Below are 18,003 nucleotides of genomic sequence, written 5' to 3'. Positions count from 1 at the left end.
GCCGCTCCCCTCCATCCCAGGCGAGCCGCGCCTCCGGGGCCACCCCGTGCACGGGGTGGCCCCGGAGGCGCGGCTCGCCTGGGATGGAGGGGAGCGGCCCGATCCGGGTGCCGCGGACGGAGGAGCCATGCCCGACCAGTACACGTTCACGAACCCCGCCACCCGGTACCCGGATGTGACTCCGCCGGTCCAGCAGCAGCCCGAGCCCGGGCTGCAGTCGCGGATGACCCCGGTGCCCGACCTCGGCGAGGAGAGCTACCGCGGCACCGGTCGGCTCGCGGGTCGCCGCGCGCTCATCACGGGAGCCGACTCCGGGATCGGCGCCGCCGTGGCCATCGCCTTCGCCCGCGAGGGGGCCGACGTCGCCCTCGCCTACCTCCCGAGCGAGGAGGAGGACGCGCAGCACGTGATCGGGCTGATCCGCGCGGAGGGGCGCACCGCCGTGCCGATCCCCGGCGATCTCACGAGTGCCGAGTACTGCACGCGGCTCGTGGCGGAGGCGGTCGAGGGCCTCGGCGGGCTCGACGCGGTGGTCAACGTGGCCGGGAAGCAGATCTGGAAGGAGGACCTGCTCGACATCACCGACGAGCAGTTCGAGGCGACCTTCGCGGTCAACGTCTTCGCTCCGTTCCGGATCATCCGCGCGGCCCTCCCGCACCTGCCCGCGGGCGCCACGATCATCAACACGGCGTCGGCGGAGGCGCACAAGCCCGCCCCCGACCGCCTCGACTACGCGATGACGAAGGGCGCGATCAACAACCTCTCGAAGGGCCTTGCGCAGCAGCTCGCCGCGAAGGGCATCCGCGTGAACGTCGTGGCGCCCGGCCCGACGTGGACCGCCCTGCAGGTGAGCGGCGGCGTCGACCCCGAGAGCCTGCCCGACTTCGGCTCGAGCGAGTCGCCGATGGGCCGTGCCGCGCAGCCTGCCGAGCAGGCCCCGGCCTACGTGTTCCTGGCGTCCGCCGAGTCGAGCTTCGTCGCCGGCGAGACCCTCAACGTGAACGGCGGCATGGTCTCGCCCTGACCCGCCGCGGCGCCGTCGCTCGCTGGTGTGCCGCCGAGACGCCTCCGTCCTGCTCGAGACACGGGCTCGCGTCAACCCTCTCCCGAGCGGCGGGGGGCGCGAGGTGCCATGGAGGGACCACCACGAAGGAGCACCATGAGCACCACGACCGTCCTCCCCATCGAGACCTCCTCCGACGAGCAGGGCTGGCACAACCGCATCGCCCACGCCCGGGTCCCGCTGAGCCACCACGAGTCGCGCCAGGAGGCGGAGGAGGTCGGCGAGGAGATCGCCGAGCAGCGCGGCGGGGAGCACGTCGTCCTCGGCTAGCGGCCGGCTCGGGGCGCGGCATGCGGTGCCCAATCGGGGAACGCGCCCGGCCCGCGGAAGGCGCCGGGCCCGCAAGTCGCGCCCGGCCCGCAGGCGCCCGCTCCGCAGACGCCCCGCGCGTGTAGCGCCCTCGGCCCCACCCGGTCAACCTTCTCGACCTCCCGGCCCCCTCCTCTCTAGCGTGGCCCGTCGTGCTCGCTCCCGAGCGCGCGACGAGAGGACGATATGGCCACCACGAGCGACGCCCCCGCGACCGGAGAGGCCGGCGGCACCTCCCTGCGCCGCCGCATCACCGGCCCGCTGCTCTACTTCTTCATCCTCGGCGACGTCCTCGGCGCGGGCATCTACGCCCTCATGGGCACGCTCTCGGCGGAGGTCGGCGGCGCCGTCTGGATGCCCCTCCTGCTCGCGCTCGGCCTCGCGCTGCTGACCGCCGGCTCCTATGCCGAGCTGGTGACCAAGTACCCGAAGGCGGGAGGCGCGGCGGTGTTCGCGCAGCGGGCCTTCAAGCGCCCGATCGTCTCGTTCCTGGTCGGCTTCGCCATGCTCGCGGCCGGAGTGACCAGCGCGGCCGGCCTGTCGCTCGCGTTCGCCGGCGACTACCTCGGCACCTTCCTCGACGTGCCGACCGTGCCGACGGCCATCGTCTTCCTGATCCTCGTCGCGTGCCTCAACGCGCGGGGAGTCGCGGAGTCGCTGCTCAGCAACACGGTGATGACCGTGATCGAGGTCGGCGGCCTGCTGATCGTGATCGGATGCGTCGCGCTGCTGGTGGCGGGCGGAGGCGGCGACCTCGCCCGCACGGTCGAGCTCAGCTCCGAGCAGGCGCCGGCGCTGGCGGTGCTCGGCGCGGCGATCATCGCGTACTACTCCTTCGTCGGCTTCGAGACCTCGGCCAACATCGCCGAGGAGATCCGCGACCCCAGCCGCGTCTACCCGCGCGCGCTGTTCGGCTCGCTGCTGACGGCCGGTGCGGTGTACGTCCTGGTCGGCCTCGCGAGCTCGATCGCGCTGCCCGCCGACGAGCTGTCCGGATCCTCCGCCCCGCTGCTCGACGTCGTGACGGCGAGCGGAGCCGGGGTGCCGGCGTGGCTGTTCAGCCTGATCGCGCTCGTCGCGGTCGCCAACGGAGCGCTGCTGACCATGATCATGGCGAGCCGCGTCACCTACGGCATGGCGAAGGACGGCCTCCTCCCGGACGTGCTCGGCCGGGTGCTGCCGAAGCGCCGCACGCCGTGGGTGGCCATCGCGGTGACCACGCTGGCGGCATGCCTCCTGACCCTGGTCGGCGATCTGGCGACCCTCGCCGAGACCGTGGTGCTGCTCCTCCTGCTGGTGTTCATCAGCACGAACGTCTCGGTGCTCGTGCTGCGGCGCGACAAGGTCGAGCACGACCACTTCCGCGTGTGGACGGCGATCCCCGTGCTCGGCGTCGCCTCGTGCGTGCTGCTCCTCAGCCAGCAGGACCCGATCGTCTGGCTCTACGCGGGGATCCTCCTCGTGGTCGGAGTCCTCGTGCACCTGGCGACCCGTCGTTCGTCCCGCCGCACCGCCTGATCCGCTGACGGTCCCGGCGGGGCCGCCGCTCCGCCGGACCGTGCCTCCCGACCGCCGCGCTCTCCCCGCGACCGGTCAAGCCCCTGGGCGGACGGCCGTCCGAGGCGTGGGATGGAGGGAACGGAAGGAGTACGAATGACCGACACACCCTCCCGCGAGGAGCTGCCGCTCCCCGACTGGAACGACATCCCGCTCGGCACGCTCGCGGAGCGCATCCGCCCGCTCGACGAGGCCGGCCTCGGCGTGCTGCTCGCCTACGAGGAGGCGCACGGGCACCGCCTGCCGGTGACGACGATCCTGCACTCGCGCCTCGAGCAGCTGCGCGGGGGAGCGGAGCCGGCAGGCAGCGTGCCGGAGTCGCTGCCCGAGGTGTCCCGCTCGTCGTCCGGATCGCCGGTCTCACCGGCGACGTCCGGTCCGCCGATCAATCCGCCCTCGCACGGAGTGCCGACGAACCCGGCTCAGCCGCGCTGACGGCGGCGGGCGGAGTCGCGGTCGCGGCGGCTCCGCCCCCGCCGCGCGCTGCCCAGGGCCTGCCCAGCGCGCACGGGCAGACTGTCCGGAGCCGATGACGGCGACCGGACGAGGGAGCAGTACCCGGAACGCGACAAGACTGACTCGTAGGAGTTGTCATGTCCTGGATCGTCCTCATCCTCTCCGGTGTCCTCGAGGCCGTGTGGGCCACCGCCCTCGGCAAGTCGGAGGGATTCACGCGGCTCGGCCCGTCGGTCGTCTTCGGAGTCGGCGTCGTCGCGAGCATGGCCGGCCTCGCCTACGCGATGCGCGAGCTGCCCACCGGCACCGCGTACGCGGTCTGGGTCGGGATCGGCGCTTCGCTGACCGTCCTCTACGGCATGTTCTTCGGCGGCGAGGGCTTCTCGCTCGTGCGCACGCTGCTGGTCCTCGGGATCGTCGGCTGCGTCGTCGGCCTGAAGCTCGTGCACTGACCTGGCGGCCGTCCTCTCCTCCGCGACAGGCCGCTCCCGTACGCGACACGCCGACGGAGGCGCGCCGGACTGGCATCTCGCCGAGGGTCCGAGGCCGGTGGTTGCAGGACGCCGCGCGTTCCACCTAGGCTCGGCGCATCAGGGGAGAACGATCGTTCTACGGTTCTCCCCGCCCCCCAAGGAGGACTCATGCCCACTCGTACCGCACGCACCGCCTGGAACGGCTCGCTCGAGACCGGCGAGGGCCAGGTCGAGCTCTCGAGCTCGAAGATCGGCACCTACGACGTCTCGTTCCCCAAGCGCGCCGCCGACGACGCCAACGGCTCGACCAGCCCCGAGGAGCTCCTCGCGGCCGCCCACTCCGCCTGCTACGCGATGCAGTTCTCGGCCGTCCTCGGCCAGGCCGGCGGCACCGTCGAGGCGCTCGACGTCCGCGCCGACGTCTCGCTCGGCCCGGACTCGGCCGGCGGATTCAAGCTCACCGGCATCAAGCTCATCGTGAGCGGCGAGGTCTCCGGCATCGACGAGGCCGCCTTCCTCAAGGCCGCCGATGAGGCCAAGGAGACCTGCCCCGTCAGCAAGGCGCTCACCGGAGTCGACATCACGCTCGACGCCACCTTCGAGGGCTGAGCCCCTCCGCACGTCACGAGCACCCCGTCGCGCATCGCGGCGGGGTGCTCGTGCGTCCGGCGCGGCCGCGGAGCGGCGTATCGAGACCCCTGCCCCCCACCGGCCGCCAGGCGCCCCCTGTCGTCAGACCGCCGCCGGCGCGTAGCGGAAGCCGGCGCCGAGGTGCTCCTCCGGCAGCCGGTCGCCGCGGCCGTGCAGCTTCTGGCGGAGGCTCCCCTCGACGTACTCCTCCGGGTACGCACCGCGGCGGCGCAGCTCCGGCACGATGAACTCCACCACGTCCTCGAAGGTGCCGGGCGTGATCGCGTAGGCGAGGTTGAACCCGTCCACGTCGGTCTCCTCGACCCACTCCTGGAGGTGGTCGGCGACCTCCGCGGGCGAGCCGACGACGAACGGGCCGAGCCCGCCGATCACGCTGAGCTTGGCGATGTCGCGGACCTTCCACTCCGAGCCGTCCTCGTTCGCCTCCTGGAAGTTGGCGACGGCCGACTGGATCGCGTTGCTCTTCACGTTGCCGATCGGCTCGTCGAGGTCGTACTGCGACAGGTCGATGCCCATCCAGCCCGACATGAAGACCAGCGCCCCCTCCTCGCTCCCGTAGGAGAGGTAGTCGCGGTGCTTCTCGTGCGCGGCCTCGCTGGTCTCGGCGGTGATGATCGTCAGCAGCGTGTAGATCTTCGCGGAGTAGCGGTCGCGGCCGGCCGCCTCGAGGGCGTCGCGGATGCGCGAGACGGTCGCCTTCAGGCCGGCCTTCGTCGAGGACGCGACGAAGATCGCCTCCGCGTTGCCCGCCGCGAAGCGGATGCCGCGCGGCGACGCTCCCGCCTGGTAGATGACGGGGGTCCGCTGCACCGACGGCTCCGAGAGGTGGATGCCGGGGACGGTGAAGTTCTTGCCGCGGTGCCCGATCTCGTGCACCTTCGCCGGGTCGGTGAACACGCCGGACTCGCGGTCGCGGACGACCGCGTCGTCCTCCCACGACCCCTCCCACAGCTTGTAGAGCACCTCGAGGTACTCGTCGGCGACGTCGTAGCGGTCGTCGTGCTCGAGCTGGTCCTCGTGGCCCATGTTGCGGGCGGCGCTGGGGAGGTAGCCGGTGACGACGTTCCAGCCCACGCGGCCCTTCGTCAGGTGGTCGAGCGTCGACATGCGCCGCGCGAACGGGTACGGGTGCTCGTAGGCGGTGCCCGCGGTGATGCCGAAGCCGAGGTGCTCGGTCGCGGCGGCCATCGCCGAGACGAGGAGGATCGGGTCGTTGACGGGGACCTGCGCGCCGTGGCGGATCGCCGCCTCGTTCGAGCCGCCGTAGACGTCGTAGGTGCCGAGCACGTCGGCGATGAAGATGCCGTCGAACGTGCCGCGCTCGAGCAGCTTCGCCAGGTCGGTCCAGTACGAGAGGTCCTTGTACCGCCAGGACTGGTCCTGGGGGTGGCGCCACATGCCCGAGGACTGATGGGCGACGCAGTTCATGTCGAAGGCGTTGAAGCGGATCTGGCGGGTCATGGAATCGATAGTGCCCAGCGGAGCCGCGAACGGGTACCGAGCGCGACGCACGGCGTCACAAAGCGACGCCCGTCGAGGCGCCCGGCAGGTCTGGGTGGTCGGCGACGTCCTCGACGAGCTGGCCGACCTCGAGGACCGCATCGGCAGCGCGATGATCGCGAGTCGGAACGGGTGATGCGCCGGGGCGCACCGCCCCCGTCCGCCGAACGGGCGGCTCCTCCTCCTACGCCAGCTCGCGCCCCAGGAAGCGCACGTGCTCGCCGATCTGGAACGCCTCGCCGCCCTCGTGGCCGTTGAAGGGGTAGACGCGGATCTCGCGGGGTCCGGCATAGCGGTTGTAGGAGGCGTAGACGGTGGACGGCGGGCAGATGTCGTCGCGGAGCGCCACCGAGAACAGCGCGGGGGACTGCGCGTAGGGGGCGAAGGAGGTGCCGTCGAAGTACGAGAGGGTGTCCAACACGCGCGCCTCGGCGCCGCGGTGGGTGTGCAGGTACTGCACGATCTCGCCGTACGGCATCGTGTCGACCAGCCGCACGGCGTGCGGGATGTGGGAGAGGAACGGCACGTCGACGATCGCGGCGCGCGCCGACTCCGACTCGCCGAGCAGGCCCAGGATCCCCGTGACGGCCAGGGCGATCCCGCCTCCCTGGCTGCCGCCCGAGACGGCCACGCGGGAGGCGTCGACCGCGGGGTGCGCGCGCAGCACGTCGAGCGCTCGGACGGCGTCGGTGAAGACGCGGCGGTAGAAGTGCTCCGCGGGCGACTCGATGCCCTGCGTCATGAAGCCGGAGACGTGCGGCCCGCTGCCCACCGGGTCGGGCGTCGCTCCGGAGCGGTGCCCGGACCCCTGGCCGCGGGTGTCCATGACCAGGTGCGCGTAGCCGGCGGCCGACATCGCGGTCCACTCCGCGAGCTGCCCGCGGCCGCCTCCGTAGCCGATGAAGGTCACGAGCCCGGGGAGGGGGCCCTCGACGCCGCGGGGGAGGATCAGCCACGCGCGGATCGGGTGGCCGCCGAAGCCGGAGTAGGTGACGTCGAAGGTGTCGAGCAGTCCGAAGCCGGCGTCGACCCGCTCGAGGCGCGGCTCGGTCGCGACGGCCCTCGCCTCGGCGATCGTGTCGCGCCAGAACTCGGCGAACCCGGCGGGCTCGGCGATCTCGGGGGCGTACTGCTCGAGGAGGTCGAGCGGGAGGTCGTACTGCGGCATCACGGACTCCTTCTCGGGCAGCGGCGCCCGAGGACCGAGGCTACTGGAGGCACGGGCCCACCTGGGTGCGGCGTGGGAGAACGCCGCAGAGCGGAATGCCTGGGCACCCTCCGCGTTCTCCTCAGCATGACGACGTACGGAATCATCGGAGCAGGCAACATCGGCAGCCAGGTCGCACGGGCGGTCATCGCCCTCGGGGACGAGGTGGTCATCGCGAACTCGCGCGGCCCCGAGACCCTCGCCGACCTCATCGCGGAGCTCGGCCCGAAGGCCCGCGCCGCCACGGCACAGGAGGCGGCCGAGGCCGCCGAGATCGCCGTGGTGACGGTGCCGCTGAAGAACCTCGAGGAGGTGCCGGTCGCCCCGCTCGCCGGCAAGATCGTCCTCGACACGAACAACTACTACTTCGAGCGCGACGGCCGCATCGAGGCGCTCGACAAGGGCGAGACCACGACCAGCGAGATGCTCCAGCAGCACCTCCCGGAGTCGAAGGTCGTCAAGGCGTTCAACCACATCATGGCCGCCGACATCACCACCGACGGCACCCCGGTCGGCACGCCCGACCGCCGTGCCCTCGCGACGTCGAGCGACTACCCCGAGGCGATCCACTTCGTGACCGACCTCTACGACCGGATCGGCTTCGACACCGTCGCGATCACGCCGCTGAGCGAGTCGTGGCGCGTCGAGCGCGACCGCCCCGCCTACGTGGTGCGGCAGAACCGCGAGGAGCTCGAGGCCAACCTCGCGAAGGCCCCCCGCACGGTCTGATCCAGCCACTCGGAGGGGAGCGGAGCTGCGGCGCCGCTCCCCTTCTGCATGTCCGGACGGCGTCGGAGGCGCGCCCGGGACGGCTCCCTCGGCGCTCGCCGCCGCCGGGCCTGCGATAGTCGAGAGGACCAGCCACGCACCAGAGAGCCCCGATCGGGCTCCGAGAGGAGAGGCCTGCCATGCCCTCGACACCCCGTTCCGTCCCCTCCCGCTCCGGGCTCTCGCGCCGCAGCGTCGTGATCGGCGGTCTCGCGGTGCTCCCGCTGCTCAGCGCCTGCACGCCCGACTCCTCCGCTCCGGACGACGCTCAGCAGGAGGCGCCCCGCACCCGCACCGCGGCTCCGAGCGGGCCGGTGGCGCTCGCCCCGGACGCGCTCGCCGCGAGCGCGGCCCTGTTCGCCGCGGCTCCGCTGGTCGTCCTGGTCGAGGACGTCGCCGAGTCCCGCCTGCGCGCCGCCCAGGTGAGCATCGCCTGGGGCGTGCCGCTGCTGGTCGGCTCGGCGGGATCCGGAGCGACGGCCGCCCCGACCGCGGACGCCGCGGCCGCGGGATCCACGGCTTCCGAGACGCCGTCCGATCCGGGGGGCCCGTCCGACTCCGCGACCGGATCCGCCACCCCGTCCGCCACACCGTCCTCCACCGCTCCGACCTCCGACGCCCTCGCCGCCGAGTTCGCCCGCCTCGGCGTGACCCGCGTGCTCGCGATCGGCGACGTCACCGCGCCCGAGGGCGTCGACGTCGTCGCCGCCGCCTCCGACGCGGCCGCCCTCAGCACCGCGTCCGGCGTGACCGTGACCGACCTGGCGCTCGCCGACCTCGCCGCCGCGGCGCCGTCCACCGCCTCCGACGCTCCCTTCGGCGCTCTCCCGGCCCGGGCCGACGCCCTGACCGGCCTGCACGCTCTCGCCCGCGCGCAGGACGCCGACGTCGCCGCACTGGCGACCGCCCGCGCGGCCGGCGTGCCCGTCACCGTGGTCGACGGCGACGACCTGCTCGCCTCGGGCGGAGCCGTGACCGCGATCGCCGAGGCCGACGCCTCCTGCACGCTGCTGCTCGGCCCCGTGCTCGCCGCCCAGCCCGAGCCCGAGTGGGCCGTGCGCGCGGCCGAGAGCGGCTGGCAGCTGCCGGGCGGCGGCCAGCGGATGTTCGGCGGGCACCTCTTCGTCGCGATCTACGGCACTCCGGGCGCTCCCGTCCTCGGCGTGCTGGGGGAGCAGGGCCTCGAGCCCACGATCGCGCGGGCGGAGGCGGTGGCCGAGCCGTACCGGGCGCTCACCGACAAGAAGGTCGTGCCGAGCCTCGAGATCATCACCACGGTCGCGGCGGGCGACCCCGGCAAGGACGGCGACTACTCCAACGAGCTCGACGCCGCCGACATCCGCCCCTACATCGACGCGGCGCAGGCGGCGGGGATGTACGTGGTGCTCGACCTGCAGTCGGGGCTGACCGACTTCCTCACCCAGGCGAAGCAGTACGCGGACCTCCTGTCGCTGCCCAACGTCGGCCTCGCGCTCGACCCGGAGTGGCGCCTGCTGCCCGGCCAGAAGCCGCTGCAGCAGATCGGGCGCGTCTCGGCCGCCGAGGTCGACAGCGTGTCGGAGTGGCTGGCCGACCTGGTGCAGAGCGAGGGGCTGCCGCCGAAGATGTTCGTGCTGCACCAGTTCCGGCTGTCGATGCTGCAGGACCGCGACAGCATCCGCCGCGACCGGCCCGAGCTGGAGTTCCTCATCCACGTCGACGGCCAGGGCTCGCAGCCCGACAAGCAGGCGACCTGGGACGCGCTGCACGAGGGCGCCCCCGAGGGCATCGGCTGGGGCTGGAAGAACTTCTACGACGAGGACGCGCCCATGCTCACCCCCGCCGAGACCATGGCCGAGGTGCGCCCCCTCCCCGACCTCGTCACCTACCAGTAGGCGGATCCCGGGGACGGGCGTCAGCGGCGCAGGAGCTCGCCGGAGACGACGCCCGCCTCGACCTCCTCGAGGGCGCGGCCGCGGGTCTCGGGCACGCGCTTCCAGATGAAGACGAGCGCGAGCAGGCCGACGGCGCCGAACAGGAAGAACGTTCCGGTGATGCCGACGCCGGAGACGAGGGTGGGGAAGAACAGGCCGAGCACCGCGTTCGTGATCCAGTGGCAGAAGATCGCGATGCCGACGCCGACGCCGCGGATCCGCAGCGGGAAGATCTCGGACAGCATCACCCAGGTGACGATGTTGAGGAACGTCTGCATGCTCCCCACGAACGCGACGACCAGCACCAGGATCACGTACGGCCGCGCCGGGTTCCCCACGGGGAGCGCGACGGAGGCGATGCCGATCAGGAAGTGCATCGCGGTGGTCAGGGAGTAGCCGAGCAGGAGGGTCGTGCGGCGGTTCATCGTCTGCATGAGCCGCAGCCCGATCAGGCCGCCGATCACGGCGATCGCCCCGGGCGCGATGTTGGCGACGAGCGCGCCGTCGTGGTCGAAGCCCGCCTCCTTCAGCACCGACTGGCCGTAGTACATGATCGAGTTGATGCCGGTGAGCTGCTGGGCGACTCCGATCCCGATGCCGACCAGCAGGATGCGCACCGCCCAGCGCTCGCGCAGCGCCTGCAGCAGGGGGATCCTCGGGCCGTCCTTCGCGCCGATCGAGCGGGCGATGGTCTCCGCCTCCGCATGGGCCCGGTCGGGCGTCCGGATGGTGGTGAGCACGTCGAGCGCCTCGTCGCGGCGGCCGTGCGCGATCAGCCAGCGCGGCGACTCCGGGACCCGGGTCATGCCGAGCAGGAGCGCGGCGGCGGGGAGCGCGGCGACGGCGAGCATGATCCGCCAGACGCCGGGCAGCTCGCCCCAGACGGTGCCGATGACGGCGTTGGCCACGAAGGCGGCGAGCTGGCCGATCACGATCATCAGCTCGTTGCGGCCGGCGAGCGAGCCGCGGATCTCGGAGGGGGAGATCTCGGAGAGGTAGATCGGCACGACCACCGAGGCGCCGCCGACGGCCAGTCCGAGGACCGCCCGCCCGAGGACCATCACGCCGAAGCCCGGCGCCACCACGCAGACGAGGGCGCCGACGAGGAAGAGCACGGCGAGCAGGCGGATCGTGGTCCGCCTCCCGAGGGCGTCGGCGAGGCGTCCGCCCGAGATCGCGCCGATCGCGGCGGCGAAGAGGAGCGAGCTGGTGACGACCCCCTCTGTCAGCGCGGTGAGGCCCAGCTCGGCCGACATCGGCTCCAGGGCGCCGTTGATGACGCCGGTGTCGTAGCCGAAGAGGAGGCCGCCGAGGGTCGCGATGAGCGCGATGAGGCCGAGACGCCGAGTCGGCGCCTCCAGGGAGGTGGTGGTCATCCGCTCACTCTGACGCATGGCCGCGCGGTGAGCGAACCCTGGACCGTCGGGGGAACCCGGTGTAGCGGGTCCCCTCGACGGCCCGGGGCCCCTCGGCGGCAGGGAGGGGGGAGGGAGCGTGCGGAGGGGGTGCTCAGGAGGAGACGCGCGCGCCCTCGCGCAGGCCCTCCTCCTTGGCCTGCTGCACCAGGGCGGCGATGCGGCGGCGCGAGCGCGAGCGCCCGGCGAGCAGCGCCGCGAGGATGAGGGCGACCCCGAGGATCACGAGCAGCTGCGGGACCGGCACGGCGGCGACCGTGATCGACTCCGTCACGGGAGCGGTGGCGACCGGCTCCTGATCGGCGGCGGCGACGGTCGGTGCGATGGTCAGGTCGGCGCCGACCCCGAAGAGGGGCCAGATGCCGTCGAGCTGCACCGAGACGCTGCGCCGGTCGCCGGGCAGCAGCTCCTGCTGGGGCGCGTCGGCCGCGACGACGGGGGCGGTGGCGCCCTGGGCGCTCGCCGTGCCGTCGAGCAGCAGGCGCACGTTGCCAGTGTTCACCACGTCGGCGACGAGCGAGAGGGAGCCGGGCTGGAACGGGTTCCAGGAGAGGCGGTAGTCGCTGGCCAGGTCCTCGACGGAGAAGGAGGGGGTCACCTCGCCGGTCACGCGGGTCATCACGCGGAAGCCGATGCGGCTCTCCACTCCGACGTTCGCGCCTCCCGCCTCGGTGCCCTGCGAGAGCACGGAGGCGGCGATGCCGGCGGCGTGGTCGCCGGGGGTGGCGTTGTCGGGGACCGTCACGGTGAACGGCACCACGCCGCTGCTGCCCGGATCGACGGTCACGGTCTCGGGGGCGGAGATCCACAGCCCGGCGTCGACCGACTCCTGGTCCGAGTTGAGCATGTTGAAGCGGCCGGTGTCGGTGAAGTAGCCGTCGGCGCTGGTGATGCTGAAGGTCACGGGCTGGTCGCTGAGGTTCCGCACGACCGCCTCGTCCGAGGCGCTCGCGCCGGGGGCGAGCTCGAGCTCGACCCACGCGCGCTTGTCGGGGACGCCGTCGGTGGAGGGGCTGACCGCCCAGGTGATCGCTCCGTCGGCCGCGACGGCCGCCGGAGCGACTCCCGCGCCGAGGAGGGCGACGATCAGCGCGAGCAGCGCGGGGAGGAGCGGGCGGCGGGGAGCGGCGGAGCGGCGCGGAGCAGTCATCAGAACCTCATGGTCGCACGGGGGAAGCACGACGCGGCCGGGCGGGCGGGCCCGGCCGCGTCGGCCGTGGTGGGATCGCGGCCGAGAGAGTGCGTCCCCCGGCCGCGACGGGTCACTCGAAGAGCGACAGGGTGATGGTGGACGAGTACGCGCCGGCGTCCACGTTCACGGGGGTGCGGAGGAAGAGGTCGGCGTCGGCGCTCCAGGAGCCCTCGGGGTTGACCTGCTGGGAGTTGCTGGCGACGATCGCGAGCAGCTCCTTGCCCTTCAGGCCGACGCCGTTGGCGCCGCCGTCGATGGCGGTGCCGACCTCATCGCCCGCGGCGACCTCGCCGAGGTCTCCACCGTCGACCAGGTCCGGGGTCCAGCCGAGGTTCTCGGCGCCGATGGTCGAGCCGTCGGCCGACGTGAAGTCGCTCGCCGTGCCGATGACGTACCACGCGGAGTCGGGGGAGACGTCCGCGGCGTCACGGGTGTCGGTGACCGTGACGGTGGGCAGGGTGCCGGTGAACTGGCGGCGGACGTTGTCCGAGCCGGTCTCGGTCAGCGTCGTCGAGTCCGCGGCGACGGTCATCGAGAGGGCGCCGGTCCCGGGGAGGTCGGCGATCTCGACGTTGATGTCGACGTCGTCGTTGCCGTAGTTGACCTCGGCGGCGAACGCCGTTCCGGCGACTCCGAGCAGGAGGACGCCTCCGGCCAGTCCAGCGGCTCCGCGGATCAGAAGGGATCGGGTGTTCATGTCGGGTGTTCTCCGTTCTCCGGCCGGCGTCGTCGCCGGCTCGATCTCAATGGGTGTGGGTCGTGCCCGCGGATCAGCTGCAGCTGGCCGCGGAGTAGGGGGCGGTCGCGGAGGCCGTGGCCGGCTTCCCGCTGATGAACGCGGTCGCCGTGGCGGTCGCGGATCCGTCGGTCACGCTCGTCGCCCGGGTGGTGAAGGCGGCCGAGACGGTGGCGCCGGGAGCGACGTCGGCGAAGCTCTTGGAGCCCCACGTCGTGCCGATCACGATCTTCGCGGCGAAGGCGTTCGGGTTCGTGGCGGTCGCGGTGACGACGATCTTCCCGGCGGCGCAGCGCGTCGTGGAGGTCGTGGTCACGGCGATCGCGGGTGCCGAGTCGGTCACGGGACCGACGGAGGCGGAGGCCGTCGCCGGCGTCCACTGCGGCTTCGCGGCGGTCACGGCCACCGAGATCGTCGCTCCGCGGTCGGCGGCGGTGAGCGTGTAGCTCGACGCCGTCGCCCCGCTGATCGCGGTCCCACCGCGCTTCCACTGGAAGCCGGTCGCCGTCCACGGGGAGGAGGCGGAGGCGGTCAGCGTGCTGCCCACCGTCGCCTTCCCCGTGATCGAGGCTGCGAGCGGCGCGGTGTCGACGATCGTCTGCGCGGCGACGCTGGTGAGGGTCGGGACGACCTTCTGCATGAGCCCGGTCGTCTTGTCGAAGGTCACCCGGTCGATCGTCGTCTCGCGGTGCTGGCCGTCTCCGCCGGGGATGGCGAAGCGGTGGTAGGCGATGTACCAGTCGTCCGTGCCGGGCACGTTGACGATCGAGTTGTGGCCCGTGGCGAGGATGCCCTGCGAGGTGTCCTTCTCGAGGACCACGCCGCGGTAGGTCCACGGTCCGTCGACGCTCGTCGAGGTGGCGTAGCCGACCTTGTAGTTCTCCGAGCCGGTGTCGTCGATCGAGTAGGTGAGGTGGTACAGACCGTCGCGGTAGTTCAGGAACGCACCCTCGCGGAAGTCGGTCAGACCGCTGATCTTCTTGATCGTGCCGGTCTTGATCGAGAGCATGTCGTCGGACAGCTCCCCGTAGAGCGGGTCGCCGTTGCCCCAGAAGAGGTAGCTCTTGCCGGTCTTCGGGTCGGTGAACGCGGCGGGGTCGATCGCCTGGCCGGACCGCACGGACTCGCCGTTGGTGATCATCGCGGTCGGCTGCGCCGTGAACGGGCCCATCGGGCTGTCCGAGACGGCGACTCCGATCGTCTTGCGGTTCAGCGAGGAGTTCTCGCCGGAGAAGTAGAAGTAGTACTTCCCGTTCTTCTCGATGATCGTCGGCGCCCAGGCGTTGCCGGTCGCCCACGGCACGTTGCCGTTCGCGCCGTCGAGCGTCAGGAAGGGCTGCTCCGAGCGGGTCCAGTCGATGAGGTTCTTCGAGGACCAGGCGTAGAAGGTCTTGCCGCCCCAGCCGGCGAAGCCGTCCGAGGTCGCGTACAGGTAGTAGGTGTCGCCGAAGACCGCGATGTTCGGGTCGGCGTTCAGGCCTGCGAGGACCGGGGACTTCATGACGACGGCCTTCAGGGTCCAGGTGGTCGCGGTGCCGCCGGCGGCGGGCGTGAGCACGACCGTCTGCGGGGTGGAGAGGTCGCGGACGGTGCCGGAGGCGGGGCTCGCCGTGACGCCGGCCGCGGTGGAGAAGGTCGGGGTGAGCTTCGTCAGGTCGGTCCCCGGCTTCACCGGGAAGGTGACCGTCCTGCTCGCCGAGTCGACGATCGGGGCCGTCTTCAGGACGTCGCCGCTGAGCGACAGGTCGACCAGGGCCGACGTGTTGCCGGAGGCGGCGAGCACCTCGGAGGCGCTGAGGGCCCGGTTGTAGACCGAGAACTCGCGGATCTGGCCGCGGAAGCGGTTGTCGGCGTCGTAGTTCGAGCGCCCGATGTAGTTCGCCGAGGTGGAGCCGCCGCCGATGTCCTTCGGGTCGGTCGTGACGGTGCCGCTGGCGACCTTCACTCCGTCGAGGTAGATCGTGCCGGTGGTGCCGGAGAGCGTGTACGTCAGGTGCGCCCAGGTGCCGCGGGGGAGGGCCGAGCCGCCGGCGACGGTCTGCTCGGTGGTGTAGTTCCCGGTCGCGATGCTGGTGCGGTAGTTGTTGCCCGAGGTGAAGAGGTAGCCGTCGCCGGCGCCGTTCGTGGTGTTGCCCAGGCCGTAGAGGAAGTAGGCGCCGCCCTGCGCGGGGTCGATCCAGACGTCGGACTGGATGGTGAGGTCCGTCACTCCGGCGAGCAGGTCGTTCGGCAGCTTGACGTAGTCGTCGGTGCCGTCGAGCTGTAGGGCGCCGTCCTTCCAGGTGCCACCCGAGGGCAGCGTGCCGTTCTGGTTGTTGCCCGAGCTGTCGCGCACCGTGGTGCCCGAGCCGCCGTCGAAGGTGTAGCGGAGGATCTCGCCGGCCGCGTTGACCGGCTTCGCGGCGGGGCCGGTGCTGCTGGTGCCGTAGGCGGCCGTCAGGCGCGCTTCCTCAGCGCTCGAGAGGCGGAGCACCGAGCCGTGGCGGAAGGGCTTCGAGAACGAGTACGTGTTCGCGCCGGTGGTGCCGACAGGAAGCGCCGTGAACCGCATGTCCGCGAGGGTGTCGGTGACGTAGGCGGAGTAGCCGAACGAGTCGCCCATGACGACCCAGCGGCCGTCGGGCAGCTGGTAGACGGTGAGGCCCTCGAGGTGGTCGGAGAGGCCGCGGGACTTCTCCTCGCCGAAGCCGATCACGCGAGTCCAGGGGCCGGCGAGACTCGGGGCCTTGTCGACGACCGTGCGCCAGTCGGCGGTGGAGAAGCGGTAGTACGTGTCCCCCTCCTTCGCGATGGTCGTGTCGATGATGCTGCCGCGGCTCCCGCCGCCGGCGGCGGGGTTCTCGTCCAGCCAGACCTTCGGGGTGGAGAAGCCGACGAAGTCGCGCGTGGTCGAGACGTAGACGCGCTGGGCGGAGGCCCCGCCGGTCAGCGTCTTGTCGCGGGCGGCCCAGTAGACGTAGTACTGGCCGGTCGCGTCGTCCCAGATCGCCTCAGGAGCCCAGACGTTGCCCGCGTCGGGGAAGCCGGCGAAGACGATGCTCTGATCGCTCCAGTTCACGAGGTCCGTCGAGCGCCAGACGACGAGGTTCTTGCTCGCGTTGGTCTGGTCCCAGGTGCCGCCGGGAGCGGTGCCCTCGGCGTGCAGGTCGGTGCCGATGATCCAGTACTCGTCGCCGGTGGGGGAGCGCACGAGGTGCGGATCGCGGACGCCGAGGGTGCCGCCGAGGTTGGCGAGCACGGCCTTGTCGTTGTTGAGCTTCGACCAGTGCAGACCGTCGGTGCTGGAGCCGAAGTAGATCTTCTCGTAGTCGGTCGAGGCGAAGTGGGTCCAGAGGTAGCCCGCGTCGTACTCGGTGTCGAGGTCCGCGGGAGCCGCGGTCACCGTGACGGGCAGCTGCCGGGTCGCGGTCGTGCCGGCGATCGTCGCGGTGAGTGTGACGGGCGTGGCGGCGGACCGGCGCTTCACGACGCCGGTCGTGCTGAGCACGGCCGTGTTCGAGGAGGACCAGGCGACGTCGTAGGAGCCGGCCTTCGCGGGCAGCGTCACGTTGCCGCGGACGTCGCCGGAGTTGACGATCGAGAGGGCGTCGAGCGCCTTCTGGGCGTCGGCGTTCACGTCCTTGGCGGGCACGGTGGCGGTGAAGGTGCGGGTGGCCGTGGCCGAGCCGCGGGTGGTCGTGGCGGTCAGCTCGACCGAGGCGACCCCGGTCGCGGGTGGCGTGACGACTCCGCTGGTCGAGACGACCGCGGAGTTGCTCGAGGCCCAGGCGATGGCGGAGCCGTTGGGGCCGGTCGTCGGGAGGGTGAGGTTCGCGGAGACCGAGGAGAGGCTCCCGAGGTCCAGGGCGGCGGAGTCGCGGGAGACGCGCGTGCTGTCCGGGGCCTGGAGGGTCGCGACGTCGGCCGCGCTGAGCGCCGTGCTGTAGACGCGGAAGTCGCGGACCGAGCCGGCGAGGGTCTTGTCCGCCGTGTAGACGGAGCGGCCGATCGCGTTCGCGGTGGTGGTGCCGTTGCCGATCGCGGCGGGAGTGATGGTCACTCCTGTCTGCTGCGCGACCTGGGTGCCGTCGAGGTAGAGGCGTGCGGTGTCGCTCGCGTCGTCGAGCGTGTAGGTGAGGGTCTTCCAGACGCTGCGCGCGAGGTTCGCGTTGGAGTTGACGGTCTGCTCGGTGGTCCAGTTGCCGGTGGCGATCGAGGCCTTGTAGCCGTTGCCCGTCGTGTAGAGGTAGCCGTTCCCGGCGCCGTTCGTCGTGTTGCCGAGGCCCCAGATGAAGTAGGGCGTGCCCTGGTTCGCGTTCACCAGGACCTCGGTGCTGACCGTGATCGAGTTCAGGCCCGCGAGCAGGTCGTTGGGCAGCTTGACGTAGTCGTCGGTCCCGTCGAGGGCGACGCCCGCGGCTCCGCGAGGAGCGGCTCCGTTGACGAGCGTGCCGGTGCGGCCCTTGCCCGAGCTGTCGGCGACGGTCGTGCCGCTCGTCTCGTCGAGCGCGTAGCGCAGGACGAGGCTGTCGGAGGGAGCTGCGCTCGCCGACTGGGCCGTCAGAAGGGGGACGGTGAGGGCCACGGCCGTCACGAGGACGAGTGGTCGCAGGAAAGGCTTCATCGCGCTTTGCTCCAGGGTCGGCACCATTGCTGAGGGGAGGGAGTGTGCCGGCTTCGTACGCGGCAATGTTCACGGTAACACTATGTTGACGACAACGTGAAGAGCCTAACCGGATCATTTCCCGACACTCCAGAGGAGAGGCGAACCGGTTCGACGAATC

General features: G+C 72.0%; 15 protein-coding genes and 1 riboswitch. Of the genes, 9 read left to right on the top strand and 6 right to left on the bottom strand.

Features of this window, described 5'->3' with window-relative positions; all coding sequences use genetic code 11:
* The first annotated feature begins 127 nt into the window (after positions 1 to 127).
* The 6 genes from C5C35_RS13805 to C5C35_RS13780 all read left to right on the top strand — a co-directional run bounded on the left by C5C35_RS13805 (position 128) and on the right by C5C35_RS13780 (position 4,467).
* Complete coding sequence (locus tag C5C35_RS13805) at positions 128 to 1,024, top strand: SDR family oxidoreductase (protein WP_104263331.1); 897 nt, start codon at positions 128 to 130, stop codon at positions 1,022 to 1,024.
* Positions 1,025 to 1,159: 135 nt separating this feature from the next.
* Positions 1,160 to 1,333 (top strand): DUF2188 domain-containing protein, encoded by a 174-nt coding sequence (locus tag C5C35_RS13800; RefSeq protein WP_181134090.1) that lies wholly within the window; start codon positions 1,160 to 1,162, stop codon positions 1,331 to 1,333.
* A 225-nt stretch (positions 1,334 to 1,558) separates the two neighbouring features.
* Positions 1,559 to 2,890: an APC family permease gene (locus C5C35_RS13795; protein WP_104227025.1), complete on the top strand. Its 1,332-nt coding sequence runs from the start codon at positions 1,559 to 1,561 to the stop codon at positions 2,888 to 2,890.
* A 135-nt stretch (positions 2,891 to 3,025) separates the two neighbouring features.
* Complete coding sequence (locus C5C35_RS13790) at positions 3,026 to 3,364, top strand: hypothetical protein (protein WP_104255587.1); 339 nt, start codon at positions 3,026 to 3,028, stop codon at positions 3,362 to 3,364.
* Positions 3,365 to 3,449: 85 nt separating this feature from the next.
* Positions 3,450 to 3,513: riboswitch (guanidine-III (ykkC-III) riboswitch) on the top strand.
* Between the two features lie 9 nt (positions 3,514 to 3,522).
* Positions 3,523 to 3,837 carry a multidrug efflux SMR transporter gene (locus C5C35_RS13785; protein ID WP_104222377.1) on the top strand — a complete coding sequence of 105 codons (315 nt, stop codon included), beginning with the start codon at positions 3,523 to 3,525 and terminating at the stop codon, positions 3,835 to 3,837.
* A 189-nt stretch (positions 3,838 to 4,026) separates the two neighbouring features.
* Complete coding sequence (locus tag C5C35_RS13780; protein ID WP_104222378.1) at positions 4,027 to 4,467, top strand: OsmC family peroxiredoxin; 441 nt, start codon at positions 4,027 to 4,029, stop codon at positions 4,465 to 4,467.
* Positions 4,468 to 4,590: 123 nt separating this feature from the next.
* Here the strand turns inward: C5C35_RS13780 and C5C35_RS13775 are convergent, their stop codons facing one another.
* A complete protein-coding gene (locus C5C35_RS13775) occupies positions 4,591 to 5,970 on the bottom strand; it encodes an LLM class flavin-dependent oxidoreductase (protein ID WP_104247810.1) in 1,380 nt (459 codons plus the stop codon).
* A gap of 10 nt (positions 5,971 to 5,980) precedes the next feature.
* Here C5C35_RS13775 and C5C35_RS17045 point away from each other — a divergent pair, with 10 nt between their 5' ends.
* On the top strand, positions 5,981 to 6,145 hold the full coding sequence (locus tag C5C35_RS17045) for a hypothetical protein (RefSeq protein ID WP_181134948.1): 165 nt from the start codon (positions 5,981 to 5,983) through the stop codon (positions 6,143 to 6,145).
* A gap of 48 nt (positions 6,146 to 6,193) precedes the next feature.
* Here C5C35_RS17045 and C5C35_RS13770 read toward each other — a convergent pair whose 3' ends face one another.
* Positions 6,194 to 7,177: an acetylxylan esterase gene (locus C5C35_RS13770; RefSeq protein ID WP_104263329.1), complete on the bottom strand. Its 984-nt coding sequence runs from the start codon at positions 7,175 to 7,177 to the stop codon at positions 6,194 to 6,196.
* Positions 7,178 to 7,303: 126 nt separating this feature from the next.
* On the opposite strand from C5C35_RS13770, the gene C5C35_RS13765 reads away from it, so the two are divergent.
* Complete coding sequence (locus tag C5C35_RS13765) at positions 7,304 to 7,945, top strand: NADPH-dependent F420 reductase (protein ID WP_104222381.1); 642 nt, start codon at positions 7,304 to 7,306, stop codon at positions 7,943 to 7,945.
* Positions 7,946 to 8,124: 179 nt separating this feature from the next.
* A complete protein-coding gene (locus C5C35_RS13760; protein WP_104263328.1) occupies positions 8,125 to 9,858 on the top strand; it encodes a hypothetical protein in 1,734 nt (577 codons plus the stop codon).
* Positions 9,859 to 9,878: 20 nt separating this feature from the next.
* Here C5C35_RS13760 and C5C35_RS13755 read toward each other — a convergent pair whose 3' ends face one another.
* The 4 genes from C5C35_RS13755 to C5C35_RS13740 form a co-directional block, all read right to left on the bottom strand.
* Positions 9,879 to 11,273 (bottom strand): sugar porter family MFS transporter, encoded by a 1,395-nt coding sequence (locus tag C5C35_RS13755; RefSeq protein ID WP_258060020.1) that lies wholly within the window; start codon positions 11,271 to 11,273, stop codon positions 9,879 to 9,881.
* A 133-nt stretch (positions 11,274 to 11,406) separates the two neighbouring features.
* Positions 11,407 to 12,462, bottom strand: coding sequence for a WxL protein peptidoglycan domain-containing protein (locus tag C5C35_RS13750; RefSeq protein ID WP_104222384.1), 1,056 nt, complete (start codon positions 12,460 to 12,462; stop codon positions 11,407 to 11,409).
* A 112-nt stretch (positions 12,463 to 12,574) separates the two neighbouring features.
* Positions 12,575 to 13,201 (bottom strand): hypothetical protein, encoded by a 627-nt coding sequence (locus C5C35_RS13745; RefSeq protein ID WP_104227017.1) that lies wholly within the window; start codon positions 13,199 to 13,201, stop codon positions 12,575 to 12,577.
* A 73-nt stretch (positions 13,202 to 13,274) separates the two neighbouring features.
* Positions 13,275 to 17,843, bottom strand: coding sequence for a family 43 glycosylhydrolase (locus C5C35_RS13740; RefSeq protein WP_181134089.1), 4,569 nt, complete (start codon positions 17,841 to 17,843; stop codon positions 13,275 to 13,277).
* Positions 17,844 to 18,003: the final 160 nt, after the last annotated feature.

The organism is Rathayibacter sp. AY1F8, assembly GCF_002932165.1.
Taxonomy (GTDB): Bacteria; Actinomycetota; Actinomycetes; order Actinomycetales; family Microbacteriaceae; genus Rathayibacter.
This window is presented reverse-complemented; position numbering and strand designations above follow the sequence as displayed.